This window comes from Bacillus sp. B-jedd (assembly GCF_000821085.1).
Lineage (GTDB): Bacteria > Bacillota > Bacilli > Bacillales > Cytobacillaceae > Bacillus_D.
This window is the reverse complement of the sequence record NZ_CCXR01000001.1, coordinates 4,419,662-4,444,106: the sequence shown is the minus strand read 5'-3', so window position 1 is coordinate 4,444,106 and position 24,445 is coordinate 4,419,662. Positions and strand designations below refer to the sequence as shown.

At 46.1% G+C, this 24,445-nt stretch carries 26 protein-coding genes; 1 reads left to right on the top strand and 25 read right to left on the bottom strand.

Annotated features, from left to right (window positions below; translation table 11 throughout):
- Positions 1-253: 253 nt before the first annotated feature.
- The 19 genes from mfd to metG all read right to left on the bottom strand — a co-directional run bounded on the left by mfd (position 254) and on the right by metG (position 19,394).
- Positions 254-3,781, bottom strand: coding sequence for a transcription-repair coupling factor (gene mfd / locus BN1002_RS21605; protein WP_048827610.1), 3,528 nt, complete (start codon positions 3,779-3,781; stop codon positions 254-256).
- 117 nt (positions 3,782-3,898) lie between these two features.
- Positions 3,899-4,129, bottom strand: a complete 231-nt coding sequence (locus BN1002_RS21600; RefSeq protein WP_048827609.1) for an anti-sigma-F factor Fin — start codon at positions 4,127-4,129, stop codon at positions 3,899-3,901.
- A gap of 96 nt (positions 4,130-4,225) precedes the next feature.
- The gene (pth, locus tag BN1002_RS21595) at positions 4,226-4,789 is read right to left on the bottom strand and encodes an aminoacyl-tRNA hydrolase (protein WP_048827608.1); all 564 of its coding nucleotides are present in this window, start codon (positions 4,787-4,789) and stop codon (positions 4,226-4,228) included.
- Between the two features lie 65 nt (positions 4,790-4,854).
- Positions 4,855-5,490 carry a 50S ribosomal protein L25/general stress protein Ctc gene (locus BN1002_RS21590; RefSeq protein WP_048827607.1) on the bottom strand — a complete coding sequence of 212 codons (636 nt, stop codon included), beginning with the start codon at positions 5,488-5,490 and terminating at the stop codon, positions 4,855-4,857.
- A gap of 156 nt (positions 5,491-5,646) precedes the next feature.
- Positions 5,647-6,603, bottom strand: a complete 957-nt coding sequence (locus BN1002_RS21585; protein ID WP_048827606.1) for a ribose-phosphate diphosphokinase — start codon at positions 6,601-6,603, stop codon at positions 5,647-5,649.
- Positions 6,604-6,615: 12 nt separating this feature from the next.
- Positions 6,616-7,989 (bottom strand): bifunctional UDP-N-acetylglucosamine diphosphorylase/glucosamine-1-phosphate N-acetyltransferase GlmU, encoded by a 1,374-nt coding sequence (gene glmU, locus BN1002_RS21580; RefSeq protein WP_048827605.1) that lies wholly within the window; start codon positions 7,987-7,989, stop codon positions 6,616-6,618.
- 264 nt (positions 7,990-8,253) lie between these two features.
- Positions 8,254-8,544 (bottom strand): septation regulator SpoVG, encoded by a 291-nt coding sequence (spoVG, locus tag BN1002_RS21575; RefSeq protein ID WP_042453823.1) that lies wholly within the window; start codon positions 8,542-8,544, stop codon positions 8,254-8,256.
- A 628-nt stretch (positions 8,545-9,172) separates the two neighbouring features.
- Positions 9,173-9,547 carry a RidA family protein gene (locus tag BN1002_RS21570; protein WP_048827604.1) on the bottom strand — a complete coding sequence of 125 codons (375 nt, stop codon included), beginning with the start codon at positions 9,545-9,547 and terminating at the stop codon, positions 9,173-9,175.
- Positions 9,548-9,562: 15 nt separating this feature from the next.
- Positions 9,563-10,384, bottom strand: a complete 822-nt coding sequence (purR, locus tag BN1002_RS21565; RefSeq protein ID WP_048827603.1) for a pur operon repressor — start codon at positions 10,382-10,384, stop codon at positions 9,563-9,565.
- A gap of 53 nt (positions 10,385-10,437) precedes the next feature.
- Complete coding sequence (gene ispE / locus BN1002_RS21560; RefSeq protein ID WP_048827602.1) at positions 10,438-11,304, bottom strand: 4-(cytidine 5'-diphospho)-2-C-methyl-D-erythritol kinase; 867 nt, start codon at positions 11,302-11,304, stop codon at positions 10,438-10,440.
- 208 nt (positions 11,305-11,512) lie between these two features.
- Positions 11,513-11,716 carry a hypothetical protein gene (locus BN1002_RS21555; protein WP_048827601.1) on the bottom strand — a complete coding sequence of 68 codons (204 nt, stop codon included), beginning with the start codon at positions 11,714-11,716 and terminating at the stop codon, positions 11,513-11,515.
- Entirely contained in the window at positions 11,713-11,895 is a 183-nt protein-coding gene (locus BN1002_RS21550; protein WP_048827600.1) for a small, acid-soluble spore protein, alpha/beta type, read from the bottom strand. Before BN1002_RS21550 ends, BN1002_RS21555 begins: the two co-directional genes overlap by 4 nt.
- 169 nt (positions 11,896-12,064) lie before the next feature.
- Positions 12,065-12,328: a biofilm formation stimulator Veg gene (veg, locus tag BN1002_RS21545; RefSeq protein WP_048827599.1), complete on the bottom strand. Its 264-nt coding sequence runs from the start codon at positions 12,326-12,328 to the stop codon at positions 12,065-12,067.
- A 213-nt stretch (positions 12,329-12,541) separates the two neighbouring features.
- Entirely contained in the window at positions 12,542-13,429 is an 888-nt protein-coding gene (yabG, locus tag BN1002_RS21540; RefSeq protein WP_048827598.1) for a sporulation peptidase YabG, read from the bottom strand.
- Positions 13,430-13,509: 80 nt separating this feature from the next.
- Positions 13,510-14,388, bottom strand: coding sequence for a 16S rRNA (adenine(1518)-N(6)/adenine(1519)-N(6))-dimethyltransferase RsmA (gene rsmA, locus BN1002_RS21535; protein ID WP_048827597.1), 879 nt, complete (start codon positions 14,386-14,388; stop codon positions 13,510-13,512).
- Positions 14,385-14,942: a ribonuclease M5 gene (gene rnmV, locus BN1002_RS21530; RefSeq protein WP_048827596.1), complete on the bottom strand. Its 558-nt coding sequence runs from the start codon at positions 14,940-14,942 to the stop codon at positions 14,385-14,387. Before rnmV ends, rsmA begins: the two co-directional genes overlap by 4 nt.
- A 168-nt stretch (positions 14,943-15,110) precedes the next feature.
- Positions 15,111-16,298: a G5 and 3D domain-containing protein gene (locus tag BN1002_RS21525; RefSeq protein WP_048827595.1), complete on the bottom strand. Its 1,188-nt coding sequence runs from the start codon at positions 16,296-16,298 to the stop codon at positions 15,111-15,113.
- A 236-nt stretch (positions 16,299-16,534) separates the two neighbouring features.
- The gene (locus tag BN1002_RS21520; RefSeq protein WP_048827594.1) at positions 16,535-17,302 is read right to left on the bottom strand and encodes a TatD family hydrolase; all 768 of its coding nucleotides are present in this window, start codon (positions 17,300-17,302) and stop codon (positions 16,535-16,537) included.
- A gap of 127 nt (positions 17,303-17,429) precedes the next feature.
- Positions 17,430-19,394: a methionine--tRNA ligase gene (gene metG, locus BN1002_RS21515; protein ID WP_048827593.1), complete on the bottom strand. Its 1,965-nt coding sequence runs from the start codon at positions 19,392-19,394 to the stop codon at positions 17,430-17,432.
- 478 nt (positions 19,395-19,872) lie between these two features.
- Here metG and BN1002_RS21510 point away from each other — a divergent pair, with 478 nt between their 5' ends.
- Positions 19,873-20,151 (top strand): AbrB/MazE/SpoVT family DNA-binding domain-containing protein, encoded by a 279-nt coding sequence (locus tag BN1002_RS21510; protein WP_048827592.1) that lies wholly within the window; start codon positions 19,873-19,875, stop codon positions 20,149-20,151.
- 72 nt (positions 20,152-20,223) lie between these two features.
- Here BN1002_RS21510 and rsmI read toward each other — a convergent pair whose 3' ends face one another.
- The 6 genes from rsmI to holB form a co-directional block, all read right to left on the bottom strand.
- On the bottom strand, positions 20,224-21,096 hold the full coding sequence (gene rsmI / locus BN1002_RS21505; protein ID WP_048827590.1) for a 16S rRNA (cytidine(1402)-2'-O)-methyltransferase: 873 nt from the start codon (positions 21,094-21,096) through the stop codon (positions 20,224-20,226).
- The gene (locus BN1002_RS21500) at positions 21,074-21,361 is read right to left on the bottom strand and encodes a GIY-YIG nuclease family protein (protein WP_048827589.1); all 288 of its coding nucleotides are present in this window, start codon (positions 21,359-21,361) and stop codon (positions 21,074-21,076) included. The genes rsmI and BN1002_RS21500 overlap by 23 nt, the downstream gene beginning before the upstream one ends.
- The gene (locus BN1002_RS21495; RefSeq protein ID WP_048827588.1) at positions 21,348-22,091 is read right to left on the bottom strand and encodes a tRNA1(Val) (adenine(37)-N6)-methyltransferase; all 744 of its coding nucleotides are present in this window, start codon (positions 22,089-22,091) and stop codon (positions 21,348-21,350) included. The genes BN1002_RS21500 and BN1002_RS21495 overlap by 14 nt, the downstream gene beginning before the upstream one ends.
- A 133-nt stretch (positions 22,092-22,224) precedes the next feature.
- Positions 22,225-22,587, bottom strand: a complete 363-nt coding sequence (gene yabA / locus BN1002_RS21490) for a DNA replication initiation control protein YabA (protein WP_048827587.1) — start codon at positions 22,585-22,587, stop codon at positions 22,225-22,227.
- 13 nt (positions 22,588-22,600) lie between these two features.
- A complete protein-coding gene (locus tag BN1002_RS21485) occupies positions 22,601-23,428 on the bottom strand; it encodes a PSP1 domain-containing protein (protein ID WP_048827586.1) in 828 nt (275 codons plus the stop codon).
- Positions 23,421-24,425 carry a DNA polymerase III subunit delta' gene (holB, locus tag BN1002_RS21480; protein ID WP_048827585.1) on the bottom strand — a complete coding sequence of 335 codons (1,005 nt, stop codon included), beginning with the start codon at positions 24,423-24,425 and terminating at the stop codon, positions 23,421-23,423. The genes BN1002_RS21485 and holB overlap by 8 nt, the downstream gene beginning before the upstream one ends.
- Positions 24,426-24,445 lie beyond the last annotated feature (20 nt).

Below are 24,445 nucleotides of genomic sequence, written 5' to 3'. Positions count from 1 at the left end.
CATCTGATGATTGAAATTGATGAAACCCTGCCTATTGCTGATAGTCTCACCAAGTTTGAACTTAGTATCCTTCATATGGAAAGTTCTATTCATAGGGGAAATTATTTTGTAACCGCAATTAAAACTTCCAGAACAGGATAAACATACCAATTAGGAACGGCAAGCTACATTGAATGAATTACCCAACTTTTTCCTCGCTAAAACAATACTTCCTATCTTTATTTAAAAATAAGGCCTTTTAAGGCCTTATTTCCTACTGAATATTCTTTTTTCGCTCCACTTCAAGGCCTTTCGCAATTTCATAAATAGCATTGAGCCAAATTGCCGTTTGGCCCTCTTTTGCCTCAAGCGTTATTTTAAATTTCTTTCCTTCCATCCCGAAACCGGCCATCCTTCCAAATGGATACGTGACATTCACGATGGCATCCCCTTTGATTTCCGTGACAGCCTTCTCATTTAATAGAATGGTGATTTTTCCCTTCACCTGCTTAATCGATTCGATTCCCGCATTCAGCGCGTGCACTTTTATTTCGGCCACGCTGAATAAATAGGCGACCTCGTCAGGGTATTCCCCGAAACGGTCCTTCATCTCAGATTCAAGCTCTTTGCTATCCTCCAAATCCTGAATGCCCCGGAACCTCTTGTACATCTCGATCTTCTGATGGCCGTCGCGAATATAAGAATCGGGAATATACGCATCCAGATCAAGGTCGATTTCCACTGTCGGCCTTTCTTCTTCCCTGGACTTTCCTCTCCGTTCTTCGATCGCTTCCTTAAGCATCTGCGAATAAAGGTCAAATCCGACCGAATCGATAAAGCCATGCTGCTGGGCACCGAGCAGGTTGCCCGCTCCCCTGATCGATAAATCCCTCATTGCGATTTTGAATCCAGAGCCTAACTCGGTAAATTCCTTAATCGCGTGGAGTCGTTTTTCGGCAACCTCTGTCAGCACTTTATCTTTCCGGTACGTGAAGTAGGCATACGCAATCCGGCTTGAACGGCCGACACGCCCGCGGAGCTGATAAAGCTGGGACAGTCCCATCCTGTCAGCATCATGGACGATGAGAGTATTGACGTTCGGGATATCAACGCCTGTTTCAATAATGGTAGTCGTGACAAGCACATCAAATTCCCCTGCAAGGAAACCAATCATAACAGATTCAAGTTCGTTTTCGGACATTTGGCCATGGGCAAAAGTGACCCTCGCATCCGGTACAAGCATGGAAATTTCCTCGGCTTTTCTTTCTATATCCTCGACCCTGTTATACAGGAAATAAACCTGCCCATTGCGCGCAAGTTCCCGTTCAATCGCTTCCTTCACCAGAACCCCGTTATATTCCATCACATATGTCTGAATCGGGAACCGGTTTTCCGGAGGAGTCTCAATAACAGATAAATCCCTTACTCCGAGCATGGACATATGAAGCGTCCTTGGAATCGGAGTCGCTGTTAATGTCAGCACATCGACATTTGTTTTCAGCTGTTTGATTTTTTCTTTATGGGTGACACCAAACCGCTGCTCCTCATCAATGATGAGCAAACCAATGTCCCGGTACGTGACATCTTTTGATAAAAGTCTGTGTGTTCCGATGACAATATCAACTGTTCCTGCTTTCAGTCCCTTTATCGTTTCCGTCTGCTGTTTTCTCGAGCGGAAACGGCTCAGCAGCCCTATATTGATTGGATAGTCCTGAAACCTTTCACGGATGGTTTCATAATGCTGCTGCGCGAGAATGGTTGTCGGCACAAGGAAGGCGACCTGCCTTCCATCGGCAATCGCTTTAAAAGCGGCACGAATGGCGACCTCGGTCTTTCCATAGCCGACATCGCCGCAAAGCAGCCGGTCCATCGGCCGGGATTTTTCCATATCACGCTTAATTTCATGGATGGACCTCAGCTGGTCTTCCGTTTCCTGATAAGGGAAGGAAGCTTCAAACTCCCTTTGCATCTCCCCGTCTGGGCTGAATGCATAGCCCAAGGCCGCTTCCCGTTCGGCATACAGCTTGATCAAGTCATCGGCAATATCCTGGACAGAGGATTGGACCTTTTTCTTCACGCGCTTCCAGTCACTGCCGCCCAGCTTGTAAACTTTCGGCTCCTTTCCTTCGGAACCGACATACTTCTGAACTAGGTCAATCTGCTCAACAGGAACATACAGCTTGTCTGTCCCCTGGTAGCGGATATGAAGATAATCTTTATGAAGGCCGTTAATGACGAGCGTCTCTATACCGAGATATTTACCAATCCCGTGGTTGACATGGACCACATAATCGCCAATCTTCAACTCGGAATAATTCTTGATGCGTTCCGCGTTGGACAGTTTCTGGCGCTGCCTTGATTTTTTCACCCTTTTATTAAAAAGCTCTTCTTCTGTAATGACGGCAATCTTTTGCATTGGCAGTTCAAAGCCGCTTTGGAGGCCGCCCTGGATGATTTGGACAGAACCCGGAACAAGGGTGGACGTTTCTTTGGCCAGCCCCGCTTCAATTTGGTAATCTTCCAAAACGCGCTGCAGCTTGTCTACCCTTTCATGATTCGCCCCTAAAAACAGAACCGTATATCCGCCCTTTTTCCACCTTTCCATCTCCACCTTCAAAAGATGCATCTGGCCATGGAAATTCTGCATTTGCCTAGAAGAGAAATTGATGATATTTTGCGGGTTTGTATTCGCCACATGCCGAAGGAAAAGCGACAAGTACAAGACGGGCACCTGTTTTTTTTGGAAGAGCTCGTTTACTTGATGAGAAAGCGAAAGGCCGTGGATAATTCTCCCTTCACCAAGGAGTGACGTGTACCACTCAGCCTCCTCTTTATCGAGCGACTCGCTCATCTCCACCACCCTGCTGATTTCATCAACCATGAGCATGCCGTTCCCCGGCAAATAATCTAGCAAACTAGCTGGTTTTTCGTATGCAATCGAGCTGTATTTGAAAATCTGGTCCGGCCGCTGGCGATTGTTAATTTGCTCCAACTCATAAGAAATATTTTGGGACAAAAGCAATTTCGCCTTCTCATCCTGGATTTTCTTCAGACTGGCAGCAAGGCCTGCCTTCAATTCCGCTGCAAGGCGGGCGAAATCCTCTTCACCAAGCGGCATTTCTGTAGCCGGGCCAATAATCGCTTTAGGAATTTTTTCTTTTGAGCGCTGATCCTCTATGGAGAAGCTTCTGATTGACTCAACTTCTGTGTCAAACAATTCTATCCTTAATGGATTTGCCTCGGTAAGCGGAAAAATGTCCAGTATCCCGCCCCGTACGCTGAACTCACCCGGTGTCGATACCATTTCAGAGCGGACATAACCCATTTTCACCAAGGTTTCCAGCGTCTCTTCTATGTCAAGGTCCTGGTCCTTTTCAATTGAAAGCTGATACTGTTCCCACCGCTCTTTAGGCGGCAGAATTTTACGCAAGCCCGCCACCGGTGCTATCAATATACCTTTTCCGTTCGTGCTCCACTCATTGAGCACTTCAATCCGCTGCCCCCTGAGCTCGGGGCTTGCAATACTCATTTCGGCTGCAATCAATTCATTGGCTGGAAACAAGTAGACTTCCTTCTCATTGACAAGGCTGGCCAGGTCCTCATAAAGCTTCTGCGCCTGAAGCAGGTTATGAGTAATGAGGAGGATAGGCCTGCCCGTCTGTTGATAGATCGATGCCGCCAAAACTGTTCTAGATGAACCGGATAAACCGGCAATCAGCTGTTCCTTTAAGCCGCCCTCCACTCCGCTTATAACGGATTGGATGTCCTCGTGCTTAAGAAACAATGTCGTCAGGCCTTTCATTCCATTTCCTCCTTCCCCGCGCTTCTACAGGCTGTCTTTAATCTTTCTCTTAAACTCATCCACGTTGCTCCCATCATTTAGAAACAGAAAAACGCTTTGGACCTCTCCAAAGCCTGATTAATGAATCAAATAATCGTATTGGTGAAGATTAGGGTTCTTATCAAACGATTCCTGGCAATCCTCACATATAGACCTTACTTGTATATCACCATTTTGCTCATATGAAACCATGGCCGCACGGTCCTCGCCGCTTAGAATATTCAGGCCCAGCATGACCGAATCCGCCTTTGGCATTTCAATCGAGCCAATCACAGTGCCGCAATGGCGGCAAACGTAATGAATAGCCACTCTATTCCCTCCCGAGGAAGTCAATACCTACAGTATGGGCTCACACGGGCTGATTTATTCATCGTATAGCTTTGGGCCTGCTTTTATGACTTCATATCATTGCTGGTTAAATTCATTCATAACCTGCAAAAATGGCTTTTCAAACCAGGCCTCACAGGCAGCGGCACTTTTTTCTACCGCTTCCGCCATTAACGGTTCTTCTTCTTTCCGGAAACGGCCCAGAACATAGTCCGTTACAGCCATCCCAGCGGGCGGGCGGCTGATACCAATCCTGACCCGATTGAACTCCTGTGTTCCAAGATGGGCAATCGTGGATTTAATCCCATTGTGCCCCCCGGGGCTTCCCTTTTGGCGAAGCCGGATTTTCCCCACCGGCAAATCAAGATCATCATAAATGACGACAATGTCCTCTGGCTCCAGTTTATAAAAATCCATGGCCGCGCGAATTGATTCGCCAGACAAATTCATATATGTAAGGGGCATGAGCAAAGCAAGTTTTTCACCTTTATAAAACCCGGATCCGAACAGCCCTTTATGTTTAGCCTGGTCAAGCGGAATGCCAAGCTTGTCTGCCAGCCGTTCTATGACGGCAAAACCGATGTTATGCCTCGTATCGGCATACTGCCTGCCGGGATTCCCTAAGCCGACAATCAACTTCACTCCTATTCCCCCGTTCAATAAATGATAAAAGACGTAACCTTATTGCTAAGGCTACGTCTGGTTTACTATTCTTCGGAAGGCTGTGTTTCCCTGCCCTCTTCATTCTCAGGAACTCCACCGTCCTGCTGTTCGCCCGTATCGATTTCTTCTTCGACTTTCGGAGGCAGGATGGAAGCGATAACTTCATCCGCTTCATGGTTAATCTCGTATTTGCCTTCTGTGTTCAAGTCTGCAATCGTCAGGACATCCCCGACCTGCATGGAAGTAATGTCAACTTCAATCATCGGGGGAATATTCGCTGGCGTGCTTGTGATGGAGACCGCGAAAAGCGGCTGCTGCAGAACGCCTCCATCCCTTACACCTGCAGAATCCCCGACAAGTGTTACGTTTACATCGGCATTGATTTTGGTCGACTTGTCCACCGCAAGGAAATCCGCATGGACGATATCATTGTTGATGGCATCTTTTTGATAGTCAGTCAACACTACATCCTGTTTATTTCCGTCGACATCAAGGGAAAAAACACCGTTCCTTCCGACTTGCTTGATCGTTTTGGCAAAATCGGCCGCGCTGACATAGACAGACGTGCTTTCCACATCGGATCCATACATGACAGCCGGGATATTGCCCTCCCTCCGTAACTTTCTAACAGAAATCTTTTTCTCTCCGCTGCGGTCCTTTGCCTGCAAAACTGTACTCATGAATTTATCCCCTTCCTTTTCTTCTTTGGTTCCTCTATAAAAAAGTGCCCTAAAAGAGGTAGGTCTAAACGCATTAGATTAATCTAAGAGGCGAAAACCTGCTAAATCGTGAGGAAAAAGGCCCTGCCCGTCCGGAGGACCCTCACAAACAGATTTTTAATCAAACAATGTGCTTACAGATTGTTCCTCATGTACTCTTATGATGGCTTCGCCAATAAGAGGGGCGACTGAAAGCGTAGTAATCTTATCTATTTTCTTTTCGTCTTTCAACTCAATCGTGTTTGTCACAACCAACTCTTTAATATTCGAGTTCTGGATACGTTCGATTGCCGGCCCTGAGAGAACCGGATGGGTGCAGCATGCATACACCGCCGAGGCGCCGTTTTCGGCAAGCGCATTCGCAGCCAGTGTGATCGTACCTGCTGTATCGATAATATCATCAATTAAAATAGCTACCTTGCCTTCAATATGGCCGACAATGTTCATTACTTCCGCAACATTCGGCCTAGGCCTGCGCTTGTCAATGATCGCAATTGGCGCTTTCAGGCGTTCAGCCATCCTGCGCGCGCGTGTTACTCCGCCATGGTCAGGGGAAACAATGACGATGTCGCCATTTAGATCCCTGTTCCTGAAATGTTCCGAAAGAATTGGCACACCCATGAGGTGGTCAATAGGAATATCGAAGAAGCCCTGGATTTGAGGCGCGTGCAAATCAAGCGTAATGACACGGGTCGCACCGGCAGTCTCGAGCAGGTTCGCGACCAGCTTTGCCGTAATCGGCTCGCGGGCGCGAGCTTTCCTGTCCTGGCGGGCATAGCCGTAATAAGGCATGACAATATTGATTGTTTTTGCGGAAGCCCGTTTCAAAGCATCAATCATGATCAGCAATTCCATGATATTTTCATTGACCGGAGCGCTGGTCGACTGAATGATATATACATCACAGCCCCGGATGCTCTCTTCGATATTGATTTGGATTTCTCCGTCGCTGAAACGGGTGACGGAACATTTGCCAAGTTCGACACCAATGACCTTGGCGATTTCATCTGCAAGCTGATAGTTCGAGTTCAGGCTGAACAACTTTAACTTCGGATCTAGATATTGATTTGACATGATGGCCTCCAATTATTTCTTTCTATTCAGTTTTTGAACGTAATTCTCTTTGTTTACCTGCCGGGCCCGTGCCAGTGACAAAGCCTCCGGAGGGACGTTTTCGGTAATGGTAGATCCTGCGGCAACATAGGCGCCTTTGCCAATTGTGACAGGGGCGACAAGATTTGAATTGCAGCCGATGAATACCCCATCCTCAATTTTAGTCAAAAACTTGTTTTTGCCATCATAGTTGACCGTTATCGAACCGCACCCAACGTTCACATCGCTGCCAACTTCCGCATCGCCAATATAGCTTAGATGGGAAGCTTTGCTCGAGTTGCCCATAACAGCTTTTTTGATTTCAACAAAGTTGCCGATTTTCACATCATCGCCAAGAGCCGAATCCGGACGGATATGTGCGAACGGCCCAATGTTGACATGGGAACCAATTGAACTTTTAAAAGCGGCCGATTGCCTTATAACTGTATGGTTGCCCACTTCACAAGAATCAATTTCCGTATTTGGCCCTATCTTGCACTCTTGGCCTATAACAGTCCTGCCGCTGATGATTGTTCCGGGATAGAGAACGGTATCCTGCCCAATCACAACATCCGGGCCGATATAAGTGGTTGCGGGATCAATCAATGTGACTCCGTTTCTCATATGAGATTCATTGATCCGCTTCCTCATGATCCGCTCTGCTTCCGAAAGTGCGACGCGGTCATTTACCCCAAGTGTTTCCTCGGGAGTTTCAGTGAGATAAGCCGAAACCGTTTCACCCTGGTTCTTCAGAATCTCAATGACATCCGGAAGATAATACTCGCCCTGAGAGTTTTCGTTGGAGACATTATTAAGAGCGGAGAATAGAGCCTTGTTATCAAAACAGTAGGTGCCGGTGTTAATTTCTGTAATTGCCCGTTCTGCTTCACTGGCATCCTTATGCTCTACGATTTTTTCAACATGCCCGGCCGCGTTCCGGACGACGCGTCCATAACCGGCAGGGTTTTCCATTCGGGCGGTGAGGATTGTTGCTTTTGCAGATTGTTCGGAATGGTGCCGGAAAAGCGCCTCCATGGTCTCTGCCCTAATCAGCGGAGTGTCACCGCACACCACTAAGGTTACGCCTTCCAATCCGGAAAGTTCATCCGCTGCCTGCATGACGGCATGAGCGGTTCCAAGCTGCTGTTCCTGAAGGGCATATTTACTTCTGGCTCCCAGCTGTGCCTGTACCTTTTCCGCTCCATGGCCGACGATTGTGACGATGTCAGTGATGGATAGTTTTGAAATCTCATCAACAACATGCTCTACCATCGGCTTGCCGCAAACGGGATGCAAGACTTTATAGAGCTTAGATTTCATGCGTGTTCCCTGGCCTGCGGCCAGGATGACAGCAAAACGGTTTGACATAGCCATGCCTCCAAATCCTTTTATATCTTACAGAATGGCTACCCGCACTCAAGCCGATAGATGCCCAGACTGATTGTGATTAAACTTTACCCAATTAAAAATATTAACGTAAATGGGCCGCTTTTTCAAGGAAACGGAGCAATGGTTAAGAATTGTTCAGATTTTTCATTGTGTGGAGTGCGGGGAATGAAGGGGCTTTGGGAGAAATTTAAGCAAAACAAAAAAAGAGCCTGACTTTCGAAGTAGGCCCTTGATGCGATATTCCTAGGAAGCTCCAGCTTCTTCAAATTCCACTTCCAATTCACCAAGACGGTGATACTCAGCCAGAACTGCTTCCTGAATTTTTCCGCGGGTACCGGAATTGATCGGATGGGCAATGTCACGGAATTCCCCATCAGGAGTCCGTTTGCTTGGCATTGCTACAAACAGGCCATTGTTGCCATCGATCACCCGGATATCGTGGACGACAAATTCATTGTCGAGCGTTATCGATGCAATCGCTCTCATTCGTCCTTCTGTATTTACTCGGCGCAATCTTACGTCTGTCACTTCCATTTGTTCACACCCTTTTCTTGTGAAAAATAAATTCTAAGTACTATATTCGTCACAAGTTTTGTATTTCCTTCTTTATTTTGAGACTTTTTTGAAAAATTAGGGCAAATTAGTGAACTTTTGATAAATATGGTATAAATTAGGTAATTTATATATATAGGTTGAAATAAAATTGATATTCCGACAGATACGGGGTGGTTGATTTCCGCTCTGGGCATTTCGCTTTCCGCGGGGCATCAAAGCGGCTGCCTGAAATAGCTTCCCGTGGATTTGCGACGAGCTGAACAAAGCTTCCCCGAATATTCTTTGGCGCAGGAGCAGTTAGGAGCCTCCTCGGAGCAAAGCTCCTGTGGGGTCTCCCCTTGCTGCTCAATCCCGCAGGACAAACAGCTTCTTCGAATGGACTATGCACGAAGGAAATGTGATAGCACAAGGAAAGCTTCCAAGAATAATCCTCGCACGAAATTATGCGTTAGCATAATTGAGGATTTTCGAGGAGTCTACATGCCTGAGCTCCAATCAACCAGCTTTTCTAATTAAATAGGGTAATTATTAAGTTCACCCTATATATCTTAAATGGATTTCCTTGTCAGTAAGGATTCTTCGTGCCCTTTTTCTCCCAGGGGATATCTTACTTCACAAGAGCGACGACTTCTATTTCGACAAGTACGTCTTTTGGAAGCCTTGAGACTTCGACAGTCGATCTTGCTGGTTTATGTACAGGGAAATATTCCGCATATACCTCATTCAGGGCGGCGAAGTCATCCATGTTTTTCACAAACACAACTGTTTTGACCACTGTTTCAAAAGATGCTCCGGCAGCTTTCAGGACTGCGTCAAGATTGGCAAACACCTGGCGCGCCTGTACCGTGATGTCTCCTTCCACAAGCGTGCCTTCAGGCGTCAACGGTATCTGGCCTGAGCTGTAGAACATGTTATTCACTACGATGCCCTGTGAATACGGACCGATGGCCGCTGGCGCTTTATCTGTATGAATGCTTTTCACTTAAGGTTCCCCCGTTCATTTTTTGCTGAAATAATTGCCTTCCATCACTTTAATCTGCTTTTCCCTGACATCCACATCGGCTAGCTTAACGAGCGAGATATATTCATCAACAAGCCGTTCTTCAATTTCCTCCGATTCGACCAGGACCGCAATTCCGGCAACCGAGGCCTTGAATTCCTCCAGCAGGCTCACCATACCAGTCACGGTACCGCCGGCTTTCATAAAGTCATCGACAATCAGGACCCTGGAACCTTCAGCCAGGCTCCGTTTCGAAAGAACCATTGTCTGGATTCTTTTTGCCGACCCCGAAACATAATTAATACTTACCTGCGGGCCTTCCGTCACTTTGTTGTCCCGCCGAACGATAACAACAGGAACATTCAGCTGTGTCGCGACCGCATAGGCAAGCGGAATGCCCTTCGTCGCAATTGTCATAACGACATCAATTTTGGCCGAAGCGTACGCGGAGGCGATAATTTTGCCGGCTGTCTGGACGATGGATGGATCTCCAAGAATATCAGCCAAATACAAATATCCTCCGGGAAGAAGCCGGTCCGGCCGGGCAATCAGTCCGCAAAGCTCCTCGATAAAGGCCTTTGCCTGATCTTCACCGATCTTCACTAGGAACCTGACGCCGCCAGCGGCTCCCGGTACTGTCTGCAGGGTTCCCACACCCCTGTTTTCAAAAATCTCCTTAATAATCCCAAGATCCTCGCTAATTGATGATTTCGCGGAGGAATACCGATCCGCGAAAAATGTAAGCGGTATCAGTTCCCGGGGCCGTTCAAGCAAATAATTGGTCATATCAATTAAGCGTTCACTGCGCCGAAATTTCATGGAAACCTCCAAATGCCGAATATTTTTCTTTAATGTAACACAATTGTCCGGCTTTATTCAAGATGGCGCTCGCCAAGCATCCGAACGGCGAAAACCTGGTCGCAGAAGCCCCGTAGGCCATTATAGATCCTGTTAAGGCGCGAATCATGCCTGACCAGCCCAAAAACAGTCGGTCCGCTTCCGCTCATCAGGACGGCGTCCGCCCCAAACCTTTTCATCTGGTCCTTTATATGTGCTACTTCAGGATAATGCTTCAAGGTAACGTCTTCCAAAACATTGCCGACATTTCTGCAAACAGCCTGATAATCATTATTATGAATCGCCTCAATCATTCCCTGAGTGTCAGGACGGTTCATCCCTGGAAGCTCCAGCTTCCTGTAGACATCGGCTGTCGATACTCCGATGAAGGGCTTTGCCAATATGACCCAGCAAGTAGGAGGGGCCGGCAATTGCTCAATCTTTTCTCCCCTGCCAGTCGCAAGGGCAGTACCTCCGTATACACAGAAAGAGACATCTGAGCCGATTTCGGATCCCAGTTCGGCAAGATCATCAAGGGAAAGGCCCAGATTCCATAATTTATTCAGCCCTCTTAAAGCTGCTGCTGCATCACTGCTGCCGCCTGCAAGGCCTGCCGCGACGGGGATTGTTTTTTCAATCGAAATGGTTACGCCCTGTTTAACCTGGAATCGGTCCTTTAAAAGCTGTGCTGCCTGATAGGCAAGGTTGCGTTGGTCGTCCGGTACATAACGGTTTTGGGAAACAATTCTGATGTGCCCATCATCCGAGTGGGACAGTTCCAGGCGGTCGGCCAGGTCAATTGTTGTCATGATCATCTCTACTTCATGATAGCCATCCGGCCGTTTGCGCAGTACATCAAGCGACAGGTTTATCTTGGCTGGGGCTTTTACTAAAAGCTTCACTGAGGTCCACCTACTTTTGTATAAGAAAAGCGCGGGGCGCTTCCTAAGTTAATTAACGTTGCCAGTGCCCGGGAACGCATTTTTCGCCCGGTTGGCCAGTTTTGTCCTATTTTACCACAAATCGAATAGGATAAGACTCCTGTTTAATGAAGTATGCGCAAAAATTTAAAGGGCGGGGTAATGTCCCCGCCCTGCCGCACCGCATGTGTTATTTTAATGGAATGGCCTGCCGTTCATTACCGCGCTTCCTTTCGTCCAAAAACCAGACTTGCCCTGGCTCTTCAAGATGCTCTTCCCTTTTCGGGAAAAAGCCGTCTCTTGCCTGTCCGCCTGTCAGCCTGCTGATTTTTTTATAGGCGATTCTGCTCGCAATCAGAATATTTCCAAGCCTGCGCAGAGGAAGCTGCTTCATCCATCGCGTCCTTGCAGCAGCTGTTGCTCCGCAAGCTCAATAGCGCGCTTCACCATGTTTCCCGCATCCCGTGCCCTGATGCCGCCCCATCCTTCTTTCTCAACGACATCATAGAAACCAAGGTCCTTTGCAAGTTCCTCTTTAAAACGGTCCGACATGATCCCCCGTCTTCTTGCCAAGTTAAAACAACCCCTTCCTGCGGATGCGGCATTCTTAGTATGCAGGCTAGGGACATTTTTGATAATGCCTTATCCTGACAAAAAACGGGGCAGCTGAAAAAAAAGCGAAAAACTCTTTTGAAAACGCAAAAACAGCGGACCTCTTGTCCGCTGCCCTGCATAATTGTATCTAGCTCAATGCTGCCCGTCCTGCTGCTTCTTCATAAAAGGTGATTTCCACTGTTTCTGTGAGTACATCTGCATAGCTGTAAGAAACACGTTCAAATGCATTTTCTTCCTGATCCAGTTCAATAACAAATACAGATGGGTAAGTCTCTGCAAGCACTCCTGAACGCTCGATCGTCTTCCTGCGTCCTCCATTGGCCTTAAGCAGAAGTCTTTTACCCAAATTTGAATCTAGAGCCTTCTTAATATCGGCAAGTGTTTTTGGCATTCGGTCCACCTCACTGTGTAAAGTATAACACGCTGACATAATTTTGTCAAAGAAAAAACATAAATTATATCAGTCAAAGAAAAAGATTGTCAATCCTTTTCGTTCTACTTTTTCTTGTAAATTTCAACATTTCTTAGACTGCCCTGCCTAACGGCTTTCTATGTAATCCCATTTGTTGCAGAAAAAAAGAAGAATAAGCCCTGTCTTAAAGGCTTATTCCCCTTCTTCCGCATATTCAGGACGGTATGGCATTCCTGTCCGGAGCACTCCCTTAGTTTCAATGCCGCCAAGCCCTTTTTCGCCCGTTAAAGTATTTCTGAGCACATCCCAGACATGGATTCTTTCCATGAATGGGGTGAAACTGATTTTTGCGACAATGTAAACAGGGTCCAGCGCATGAATGTTGATTCTCGATGGCGAACTGGCAAAATTGGCCCCGGCCGTTATAAGTGACTCAAAATGGGACTGGCAAGCACCGGCGAATATGACGAGCTGGTCTAGATGCGGTACCTTTTTGCGTGCTTCCCTCACCGTCTGCACAAAATGCTTTGAATGCCGGTATGCATTGATATCGCTCTTTTTTCCTTTCGACTTTGAATAGGCATCATGCCCTGTTACAACCAGGATATCAGGACGGTAATAGTCAAGAAGCCCGCCGATTTTTTCCGGCATTTCCTTTTCATCACAATGAATGCCGTAAACTGGAATGCCGATTTTTTCATAAAGTGCCAGGCACTTTTTTAAATACGATGGATCCCCGTCAAGATGGAGAACTTTGCCGGGCATTTGAAAAAAATTGGCCTGTTTCGCATATCCCCCAGTCGCCTGGTATTCCTGGCGCTGTTTCAAAAGGGATACATCCTGGCGGAACAGCTCTAGTGATTGTTCTTCCTTTGATCGGTATTCATTTGTCAGCTTCTGCCTCTCAGACTGGCCCATGAGGACGAGATCTTCATAGGGGGCATCTGCTGCGAGGCGGATATATTCTCCGTAAAGATAGGCTATTTGCTGCCCATCCTTTTCGATAATGTCTATTACCCTGAAAAGAATATCGCAGTTATACGAGCGCCTGCCGACGATATCCATCTTTTTTATAGCCACAGAATTCACCCCATTAGGTTTCTTCCATAAGCTATGCGGATGGGAAGAAACAGGTGACAGGGGCCTGATTATTCAAAGAGTTAACGAAAAGATGGCAATAACGCATCACTTAGGCGCCCGAATTCTTCGAGTGAAAGGGTTTCTCCCCTTCTGGACGGTTCAACTCCCGCTTCATTCAAAGCAGCCAGTATGGCTTCCTTTTTTTCCTTTCCGCTTGCCAATTGGCTTGTAAGGTTGTTCAGGATCGTTTTCCGCCGCTGCGCAAAACTCGCCCTTGTGACTTCAAAGAAAAATTGTTCGTCTTTCACACGGACAGCGGGCTCTTTCCTGACAGTTAGGCGGATGACAGCTGAATCGACATTCGGCTGTGGAACAAAGACGGTTTTCGGAACAATCATGACAGTTTCCGCCTTGGTATAATATTGAATTGCAATCGACAAAGACCCGTAATCCTTCGAACCTGGTTTAGCCGAAATTCTGTCACCCACTTCTTTCTGGAGCATGACGACAATTGCCCTGACCGGAAAGCGCTCCTCAAGAATTTTCATGATGATCGGCGTCGTTACATAGTAAGGCAGATTCGCGGCAACTACGAGATCTGCATCCGGGCCGAATTCCTCCTCAATTACAGCTGGGACATCGGCCTTTAAAAAGTCATTGTGGACCACTTTTACGTTCGGATAGGGCGAGAGTGTATCCTCAAGAATAGGCAGCAGGCGCTGGTCAATTTCAAACGCAACTGTCTTCTTGCTCACTTTCGCCAACTGTTCAGTCAGTGCGCCAATCCCCGGTCCTATTTCGATCGTTCCTGTTTCATCGGTAATTTCTGCGGCTTCTACAATCTTCCTTAATATGTTCGTATCAATCAGGAAATTTTGCCCAAGGCTCTTTTTAAATGAAAATCCATATTTCTCAAGAATCTCTTTGGTCCTGATTGGGGTTGCTATATCTTTTGTCATTGGTGATCCTCCCGCTGGATGGCATTTAAAGCTTCAGCAAATTGCTGGGCGCTGATTTGGAACATCTTTAGGCGTTTATGAAGCTGCTTGCCGTTTGTATATCCGATTTTTAATATTTTCCCTAACCTGGCCCTCTTTTCGCTTGCGCCCGGACCGCCGATCAGGCCTGCATCCACAAGGTCATCCTGGGTGATTTCTTCCGGTGCTTCTTCATTCATCATTTGGGCTTCACTGAGCGCAGCGCGAATAGAGTCGGGGTGGGCATGCTCGACGCCAAGGCCGCGGCCAAGCTTTTCCCTTGCTTGTTCCTTCGGCAGGAAGGCATGCTTGCAGCCCGGCACTCTTCTGATGATTTCACTGCGGATTTTTTCTCCCGGAAAATCGGGATCGGTAAAAATGATGACACCGCGTTTTTCTTTAGCAAGGATGATTTTTTCAATTGTCTCCTCGTTGAGCGCGGAACCATTCGTTTCGATTGTATCTGCTTCAACCGCCCTTTTAATAGCGGTCGTATCGTCTTTTCCCTCAACAACAATAATTTCCTTAATCTTCATACTTCCTCCATTGAAAACATCTAAATAAAAATTAATCTTTTTGCAAAAGTTTTGAAACCTTTTTGTAATGTTTCCCGTCTAAATAATAAAGAACAATGATAAATATTAGTATAGGGGAAAATGCGGGCAAAACAAAATGCAGAGGATTACTCCCCTGCATTCCGTCACCTAATTCAGAACCTTGATTTTCACTCTCTTGTTTCCCCATCGATACGCAGTCGCCAGATCAGGGAAAAAGACATCTATTTTGTAACCTTTGATAGCAGACCCTTTATCAGCTGCTATTGCATATCCATAGCCTTCCACATATACCTTTGATCCAAGCGGAATAACCCTCGGGTCTACTGCGATGACCTTTACATTAGGATTTGCGCGCAAATTGATGCCAGTGGCTGTTGTGCCAGAACAACCATTGCATCCGGCCGTGTAGGCTGTGGAGGAAACATAGAATTCCTTCCCGCCTGCAGGGGCCGCGCCGCGCGATACCTGTGCCACGAGGACTTTCGTGCCAACTGCAACTACCTTATCCTGTTTTGCACGGACCGTTTTTTCACTGATAAGCTTCCGTGAAACCTCTTTGCCATTTTCACGGACGACTTCGAATTTCTTTGAAAGAAGTCCTTCTTTTCCTTCGGTTACAACCTTCTGTTTTCCTTTATCCAGTTTTGCATCCTTCTTGGATACAACAGCAAACTTAATTGGTTCTTCCACTACATCGGTGACTTTTTCTACCCGAATAATTTTTATCGCGGCATTTTCCTGAACCATATCATTGAGCGAAGGCTCAACCCGGTCCATTTTATTTAATGCAATGCCTTGCTGCTGTAAAAAGTCAGCGACCGTAGCCGAAGTGGACCACACTTTCTGTTCTTTCTTCATACCGTCAAAAATGCTGATCTGGAATGCTTTATTAATTTCCAATCTCATTTTGTCACTAATTTGGGCTTCTGGTTTTGCAGAAATAAAATCCTGTTCAATCAGGGTAATCTTCTGCTCGCTAAGGAGCTCATCAACCGTATCGGCTGTTGTCCATACCGTTTTTTTCTCGCCATCTTTGACAATATCAACCTGTTTAGCTTTCTCCCAGACGACCTCCAGGTTGTTTTTCACTTTGGTATGTACCGCGGGGAACAAATAGTCATTTGAGTTTACGCTTATTTGCAATTCCCTTAAAAGGTCTTCTACAGTTTCCGCCCGAGTCTCAATCTGCTTCTCCTTGCCATTCAAGGTAAGCGCGACTGTCTTTTTGGTCCCTTCATAAAAAAGGATCCCGAGGGTTACTGAGAAAACTAGGAAACTCGCAAAAAAGATGATTAATTGCTTTCTACTCAAAGACGTTGGAAACAGGCTTTTCATGTTAATAGACCCGATGAAAAACGCCTCCTTTTCTTGGAGTGATTATATAGAACCATATTGCCGGCTGTCAACTCTTGCACTTTTCCGGCGGTAGTTCTAATTATGCACATCCCTCCCTCAATTGCAAAGAATAACTTATCGACATGGTTATCCTATGAAGAAAAGGAGACGTGTAGAACTTTTTGTTTTTAGGAAAGAAATGGACAAGCTTTTGTCCTATTCGACAGGTTTCCGCATCAGGTTATGCCGAATAATTTTTTTGCATTTTCGGTTGTCACCTTAGCAACTTCATCAAAAGAAATCCCTTTAATATTGGCAATCTCCTCAGCGACAAGCTTGACATAGCCCGGTTCGTTCCGCTTTCCGCGATGCGGGTGGGGAGTAAGGTAAGGGCAGTCTGTTTCCACGAGAAGCCATTCGAGAGGAATCTCCGCAGCTACTTCTTTTGGTTTTTTTGCATTTTTGAAGGTAACCGGCCCCCCAAGGGAAATGAAAAAGTTCATATCGACACATTCTCTGGCTGTCTCCACACTTCCACTGAAGCAGTGCATTATTCCCCCAACTTCTGACGCATCTTCCTCTTTCAAAATCTCGACAATATCCGCAGTAGCTTCCCTATTATGGATAACAATGGGTAGTTTTACTTTTTTCGCCATCCTTATCTGCTTTCTGAATACCTCTTTTTGAATTTCTTTAGGTGATTTGTCCCAATGGTAATCAAGGCCCATTTCACCAAGAGCTACCACCTTAGGGTGGGCGGATAAATCCTCAATCCAGGCAAGATCTTCATCCGTCATATCAATCGCATCAACCGGATGCCAGCCAATACAGGCATAAATAAACTCATTTGCATCCGTCAATGCCATCGCCTTCTCAATCGTTGGACGGTCAAAGCCGACCACGACTATGTTCTCGACTCCGTTTTTCTTTGCCCGCTCCATGACTTCTTCTACATCATCATTGTATTGTTCCGCGTTCAAATGCGCATGTGTATCAATCAGCATACCGCCACATCCCTTCATCGTGTATGGAAAAGGGAATGCGCCGCAAATAAACCTGCTGCACGCATTCCCCCTCCTTTTTCGTTCCGCTCTTAATTAGCAGTAAGGCCTCCCTTAAGGGAAGGACCCTTTATTTAATTTTCGTTCCGTTCGGCAAAGTTTGATCAACTGATGCTAGCGAAAGCGTTCCCTCTGTTTTCCCCGCAAGAATCATCCCCTGGGAAAGTTCTCCGCGCAATTTCACAGGCTTCAGATTGGTCACGCAGATTACTTTCCGGCCAATCAGTTCCTCGGGTTTGTAATACTCGGCGATCCCTGAGACAACCTGGCGCTTTTCATAACCAAGGTCAAGCTGAAGCTTCAAAAGCTTATCAGCCTTCTTGACGGGCTCGGCATGGACGACTTCCGCGATCCGTAAATCTATTTTTATGAATTCATCGATTGAAATTTCATCAGTTTCTGGCTTTTCAACTTGCTTTTCTTCCTGTTTTGTTTCTTGAGCCGGCACAGCAGTCCCTTGCATTTCCCCTTTGATGAACTCTACCTCATCGGCTATTTCAAGGCGCGGGAACAGCGGATCACCCTTGGCTACTTTTGTCCCCTCTGGAATCATCCCAAATTCACGCAGGCGGTCCCAGCTCTTCAGCGATTCAGTTTCAATTCCGAGTTGGCTGAAAATCCTCTCCGGGGACCTTGTCAGGAATGGCTGAAGCAGTACCGCGATCCTGCGGAGGGATTCAGCGAGATGGGCCATGACAGAACCAAGTTCAGCTTTTCGCTCCTCATCTTTAGCCAGTACCCAAGGCTGGGTCTCATCAATGTACTTGTTGGAACGGCTGACAAGCTGCCAGACACTTGATAGCGCGACAGAAAACTCCATCTTTTCCATGGCGACCTCATATTTCTCAGCCGTTTCTCTATTCATCTTCAAGAGACTGTCATCAAATGCTGTCACAGAACCGCTGTAAACCGGAATTTCGCCGCCAAAGTATCTGTCAATCATCGCGACAGTACGGTTCAGCAAATTGCCAAGGTCGTTGGCCAAATCAAAGTTGATCCTCTCCACAAATCCTTCCGGAGTAAAGACGCCGTCCGCACCGAAAGGAACTTCCCTCAGCAAATAATACCTGAGCGCATCCAGGCCGTATCGATCGATCAGTGTGACCGGATTGACAACATTTCCTTTTGATTTTGACATCTTGCCGTCCTTCATCAAAAGCCAGCCATGGGCAAAAACCTTCTTCGGCAAAGGAAGTCCCAAGGCCATCAGCATGATCGGCCAGTAAATGGTATGGAAACGGACAATTTCCTTCCCCACAAGATGGACATCCGCCGGCCAATATTTACGGTATTTCGAATCATCATCACTTCCATAACCAAGGGCGGTTATGTAGTTTGACAAAGCGTCAATCCATACATAAATAACATGCTTTGGATTGCCCGGCACTTTGATTCCCCAATCAAATGTTGTCCTGGAAACCGCTAGGTCCTCAAGGCCTGGTTTGATAAAGTTATTGATCATTTCATTCTTCCGCGACTCAGGCTGGATGAAGTCAGGGTTTTCTTCATAATAAGCCAGGAGCCGGTCGGCATATTTGCTCATCCTGAAAAAATAGGACTCTTCCTTGACCTTTTCAACTGGACGGCCGCAATCAGGGCAGTTGCCTTCCACAAGCTGCCGGTCTGTATAAAAGGATTCACAAGGTGTGCAGTACCAGCCCTCGTATTCATCAAGGTAAATATCCCCTTGTTCGACAAGCTGGGCAAAAAGCTTGTCGACCGATTTTTTGTGCCTGTCCTCAGTAGTTCTGATAAAATCATCATAAGAAATATCTAGTTTTTGCCAAAGTTCTTTAATTCCTGCCACAATGCCATCAACATATTGCTGTGGAGTCAGCCCTTCTTCAGCCGCCTTTCGCTGAATTTTCTGGCCGTGTTCATCCGTTCCGGTCAAATACATGACATCGAAGCCACGAAGGCGTTTATACCGGGCCATTGCATCACCGGCCACAGTCGTATAAGCATGCCCTATATGCAAATTCCCGCTCGGGTAATATATAGGGGTAGTCAGATAAAACGTATCTTTATTTCCCATCCAGATCCCTCCTAAAGTAGGCGCTTATTCATAAAGGCTATAGTCGTCATTATTGCCTTTTCTTTTCAGCTTCTATCACCAAAATATACCGAAAAATCAATTATTCTGCAATATAATGCTCCCATCTGTTTGATTTGTTCCATCCCTATCCCTACAAAATCAAAACAATAATCGAATAATATAGTTGTTTGCTAAAACCGTTATGTTTGTTTTTGTCGAATTATAAAACTTTAACAGTAAAATTATTATTCTAGTAAAACAGTTGTAAACGTTGGCTTTTTATGCCATCATCTATTAGATAACTCCCAAACCATTGGTACTGATAGGTTTTCCAGAGTTGCCAAAACTTGTTTATACTTTTTTAATGAGAAATTAATTGACGGATATGGGAAACACTGGTATTATAAAGTTATTAAAAAATTTGTCGAATAATGACGAACATTGTTTTATTTTTCGAAAATGAGAGGAGAAATTTTTAATGAAATCTACAGGTATTGTCCGCAAAGTTGACGAATTGGGCCGGGTGGTTATTCCAATCGAATTAAGGCGCACACTTGGCATCGCAGAAAAGGATGCTCTTGAAATCTATGTTGATGACGAGCGCATTATCCTGAAGAAGTACAAGCCAAACATGACTTGCCAGGTTACAGGAGAAGTATCTGATGACAACGTTTCTCTTGCAGAAGGCAAACTAATCCTAAGCCGCGAGGGCGCGGAACAGCTTGTGAAAGAAATTCAGGCTGCATTCAGCAAGTAAGGATAAGCGGAAGCATCCGCGGATACTTTATCATTTCAAAAGGCTTCTCCATTTTGGGGAAGCCTTTCTATTTTATTCGACATGGAATTCGCGATAAACATCCCTTTTACTTACGCCACGGTCCGATGCCACTCTTTTTATCGCCTCTTTAGAGGACAGGTTTTCATGGGAAAGATAATGGTTTACATGGTCATTAATCTCCATTCCTTCCCACCACATTTGATCTTCTGAAGGGCTATCTTCCCCGCCTTCAAGAATTAGACAAAATTCTCCCCGCACTTCTCCGCTCCCGCACCAGGCAATTGCCTCTGAAACAGTACCCCGGATAAATTCCTCATACTTTTTCGTCAATTCCCTGCAAAGGACAATTTTCCGATCCCCAAGAACATCCAGAACAAGGGTCAAAGTTTCTTTGAGCCGATGGGGAGATTCATATAAAATGATCGTATCCAACTGATTCTTCAACACTTCAAGCTCTTTTCTTTTCTCCTTCTTCTGCCGGTTTAAAAACCCATAGAAGTAAAACGGCTGGGAAGGAAGCCCAGAGGCGATCAAAGCCGGCAAAGCCGCATTGGCGCCCGGAAGCGGAACAACCGCAATTTCATCCTCAATCGCACCTGTAACAAGCTCATAGCCTGGATCTGATATGGCAGGCATTCCCGCATCGCTCACTAGGGCAACTTTCGCCCCTTCTTTTAGTTTTTCCAACAGCTTAAAACCACTTGCTTCCTTATTATGTTCGTGATAGCTGACAATAGGGGTATCTACTTCGAAATAGTTGCAAAGCTTTTTCGTATTCCTCGTATCCTCAGCCGCTATCAGGTCCGCTTCTTTTAGTATCCGGATGGCCCTGAAAGTCATATCCTCCAAATTTCCGATTGGAGTCGGAACCAGGTAGAGAATACCTTTAAACTCTTCATTTTCAAAACTTTTCTGCTGCTGCAAGTCCCTCACCCCTTTCACTTGCCAAAAATTCTTCTTTTTTCAAACGCGGAAGGCGTTTAAACCGATACTCTTCCCGCATTGCTTCCGTCTTGGTAGGAAAAGCCTTCGAAAATATAAGTTTAACCGGTCCTCTTCCTCTTGTATATTTTGCCCCTTTTCCTTCATTATGGTGCCGGATGCGCCGATCGAGGTCCGTTGTATAGCCTCCATAATAACTGCCGTCCCTGCATAATAATACATAAAAATAATGCTTAGTTGCTTCCATATAATATCTCTCTGACTTCAGATGTGTACTCATTGTTTTCGTCATAAACGACAAGGGGAGGAAGGATTTTCAGCCCAGGCTGTCCATTTTTCGCTGCTTCCACCAACATCGTATTCGCTTCTTTGCCTTCTTTTGGATAGACAAACTTTATCCTCTTTGGCTCAAGGCGGTACTTTCTCATCAGCTCAATCATATCATTCAGCCGTTCCGGCCTGTGGACAAAAGCGACTTTTCCTCCGGCCCGCGCCAGCGCACTTGAAACCCGGATTGTATCCTCTAGTGTGCACATGATTTCATGTCTGGCGATGGCCAAATGTTCATTTTCGTTAATTTCACTCGTGGGCGGTGTTTTAAAATAAGGCGGGTTGCATGTCACCACATCAAACTTGCCGTGGCCAAGCATGGAAGGCATATCTTTCAAATCACCATGAATCATCCTCAGGCGGTCTTCCAGGCCATTATACTCAATACTCCTTACCGCCATATCATAAAGCCGTTCCTGAATTTCAACCCCTGTAATCGTTCCCTTCGTCCTCGCACTTAGAAAAAGCGGGACGACCCCATTGCCGCTGCATAAGTCAATCAGATTCCCCTTTTGGATTGGAACATAAACAAATCTCGCCAACAGGACGGCATCAAGGGAAAAAGCGAAAACCGTCGGGCTCTGTATAATCCGTAAATCCTCCGCCAGCAAATAATCCAGCCGCTCGTCTCCCTTTAAATTCACCATACTCTTCCTCCCGTTTCTGCCATTTATGGCCTGCTCGATTTCAGTAACTCTTATCCAACCTGAGCCCCAGATAAGGTCCTAACGACCATATGGGCGTGGCAGCGAAAAAAGGCCTTCCCTGTTGGGGAAGGCGTTATTTTTTATTGAGAAATGACAGGCAAAACAGACAGTCGCCTTCTTTTCTCAGGCTTCCGAAATGCAGATTGCAGATATGGAACCCTTCCTGGTAAAGGCGCGCCAGATTATCATAGCCTTCTCCGATATCAATTTGTTTTGCATCGGCGGCTCCCTTCTTTTTGCCTTTTTTATCTGCTGTTCCTGTCTGTTCCGCCTCGCTGTCAAGGCGGCGCCTGAGAAGGTTATTCTCGAGCTTAAGAGAATGATTCTCTTCCAGTATTTCTGTCAGATACTGTTTTAATGCACCCAGCTGCTGGTAAAGATTGCCGATTTGTGTTTCCATTGTATCAATCGACTCAAAAATCTCTTTTTTATCCACTTATCCCACCTCATTAATCTGTGGATGGTACAGAAAAAGCTCCTTCGTTTAGGATTTCATCAAGGGTGAACTCGAGGACTCTTTCTTGCTCCTTTATATCAACCTGGAGGATTCTCTCAAGGATGTTCAACCCGACTACCTTTCCTCTGCCAAGAGGAGTGGAAATAACTTCACCAAGGTCAGGAAGAAGGTCCTTTGCTGTTTCATATTCATCATTTTCATACTTCAGGCAGCACATCAGGCGCCCGCATAAACCGGATATCTTAGTGGGATTCAAGGAAAGGTTCTGGTCCTTTGCCATTTTGATCGAAACCGGATCAAAATCGCCAAGGAAAGTCGAACAGCACAGCATCCTTCCGCACGGTCCGATGCCCCCAAGCATCTTCGCTTCATCCCTGACACCGATTTGCCTTAATTCGATTCTTGTCCTAAAAATGGATGCAAGGTCTTTTACAAGTTCCCTGAAATCAACCCGGCCATCGGCAGTAAAATAAAAGATGACCTTATTTCTGTCAAATGTATATTCAACATCTACAAGCTTCATATCAAGCTGATGGCCGCTTACTTTCTCGCAGCACACTTCATATGCTTCCCTTGCAGCAAGCTTGTTCTCTTCCACAATAAGTTTATCCTTTTGATCTGCAATCCGTACAACCTTTTTCAAAGGAAGGACGACATCGTGTTCGTCCACTTGTTTACGGGCGATGACCACTTTGCCGAATTCCACTCCGCGTACGGTTTCGACTATTGCATAGTCACCTTTTTCTATAGGCAGATCGCCGGGATCAAAGTAATAGATTTTTCCCGCTTTTTTAAAGCGGACCCCAACTACATCATACAAATGCTGATCCCTCCTGCAATTTTAACACGAGCTGTTCCATCAGGAGCTGCGGATTCATATTGGCTTGAAGCCGCCTTTTGGCTTCCAAGATCGCAGCCATCTGACCGGCCAGGCTCCGCGTCGGGACTTGCAGGGCAAATTGCTGTAGCCGTCCAGCTTCCTTCCTGAAAACAACTTGCTCCTGTTTACCCAATTGTATATATAATAAGTCCTTGAATACGAGTAACAGCAAATCCAAACCGCGGTCGATTTGGTCTTTTTCCTTAAAATGCATGAACCAGTCCCCTTGCAGGGCAACCATTGCCTCAAGCGGTTCCTTTTTCAGCACTTCATATAATTTTACCACTATTTTTTGGGCTTGTGCAAACCAATCCTGGCTATTTAGGTCCAACGCCTCATGAACATTATTTGTCAGTTGGGCAAGAATGGGGGCTGTATCCGGATCGACTCCGTTTTCGACAAGTTTTTTTATGAAAATATCAGGGACAAGCGGCCTGAACGTAATAATTTGACACCTTGATAGAATGGTCGGCAGCATTTTTTGAGGATTTTCTGTCAGCAGTAATGCGACCGTCTGGGCTCCCGGTTCCTCAAGAAATTTCAGCAGTGAATTGGAAGCTCCCGTGGACATCTTTTCCGCATCGGCTATCACGTAAATTTTTTGGGAGGATTCCATCCCTTTCTTAGAAAATTCTTCTTGGAGGTCCTTAATCTGCTGTTTTTTGATAGAAAGGCCGTCCGGCTCAACAATATGAAGATCGGGATGATTGCCGCTATTGATCCTCCGGCAGTTAAGACAGTCTTCACACGGCTTATATCCATCAACCGGGCTTTCGCAAAAAAGGGATTTGGATAGGAGGATGGCCGCCTCTCTCTTCCCCGTACCGCGCATGCCTTCAAATAAATAGGCGTGCGCTACACGGCCTTTGACTATGCTGTTCTTTATCATTTTTAATGCCGCCGGCTGTATCTCTTCAAGTTCGTCCCATTTTTTCATCCGCTCACCCGCTTTATTAA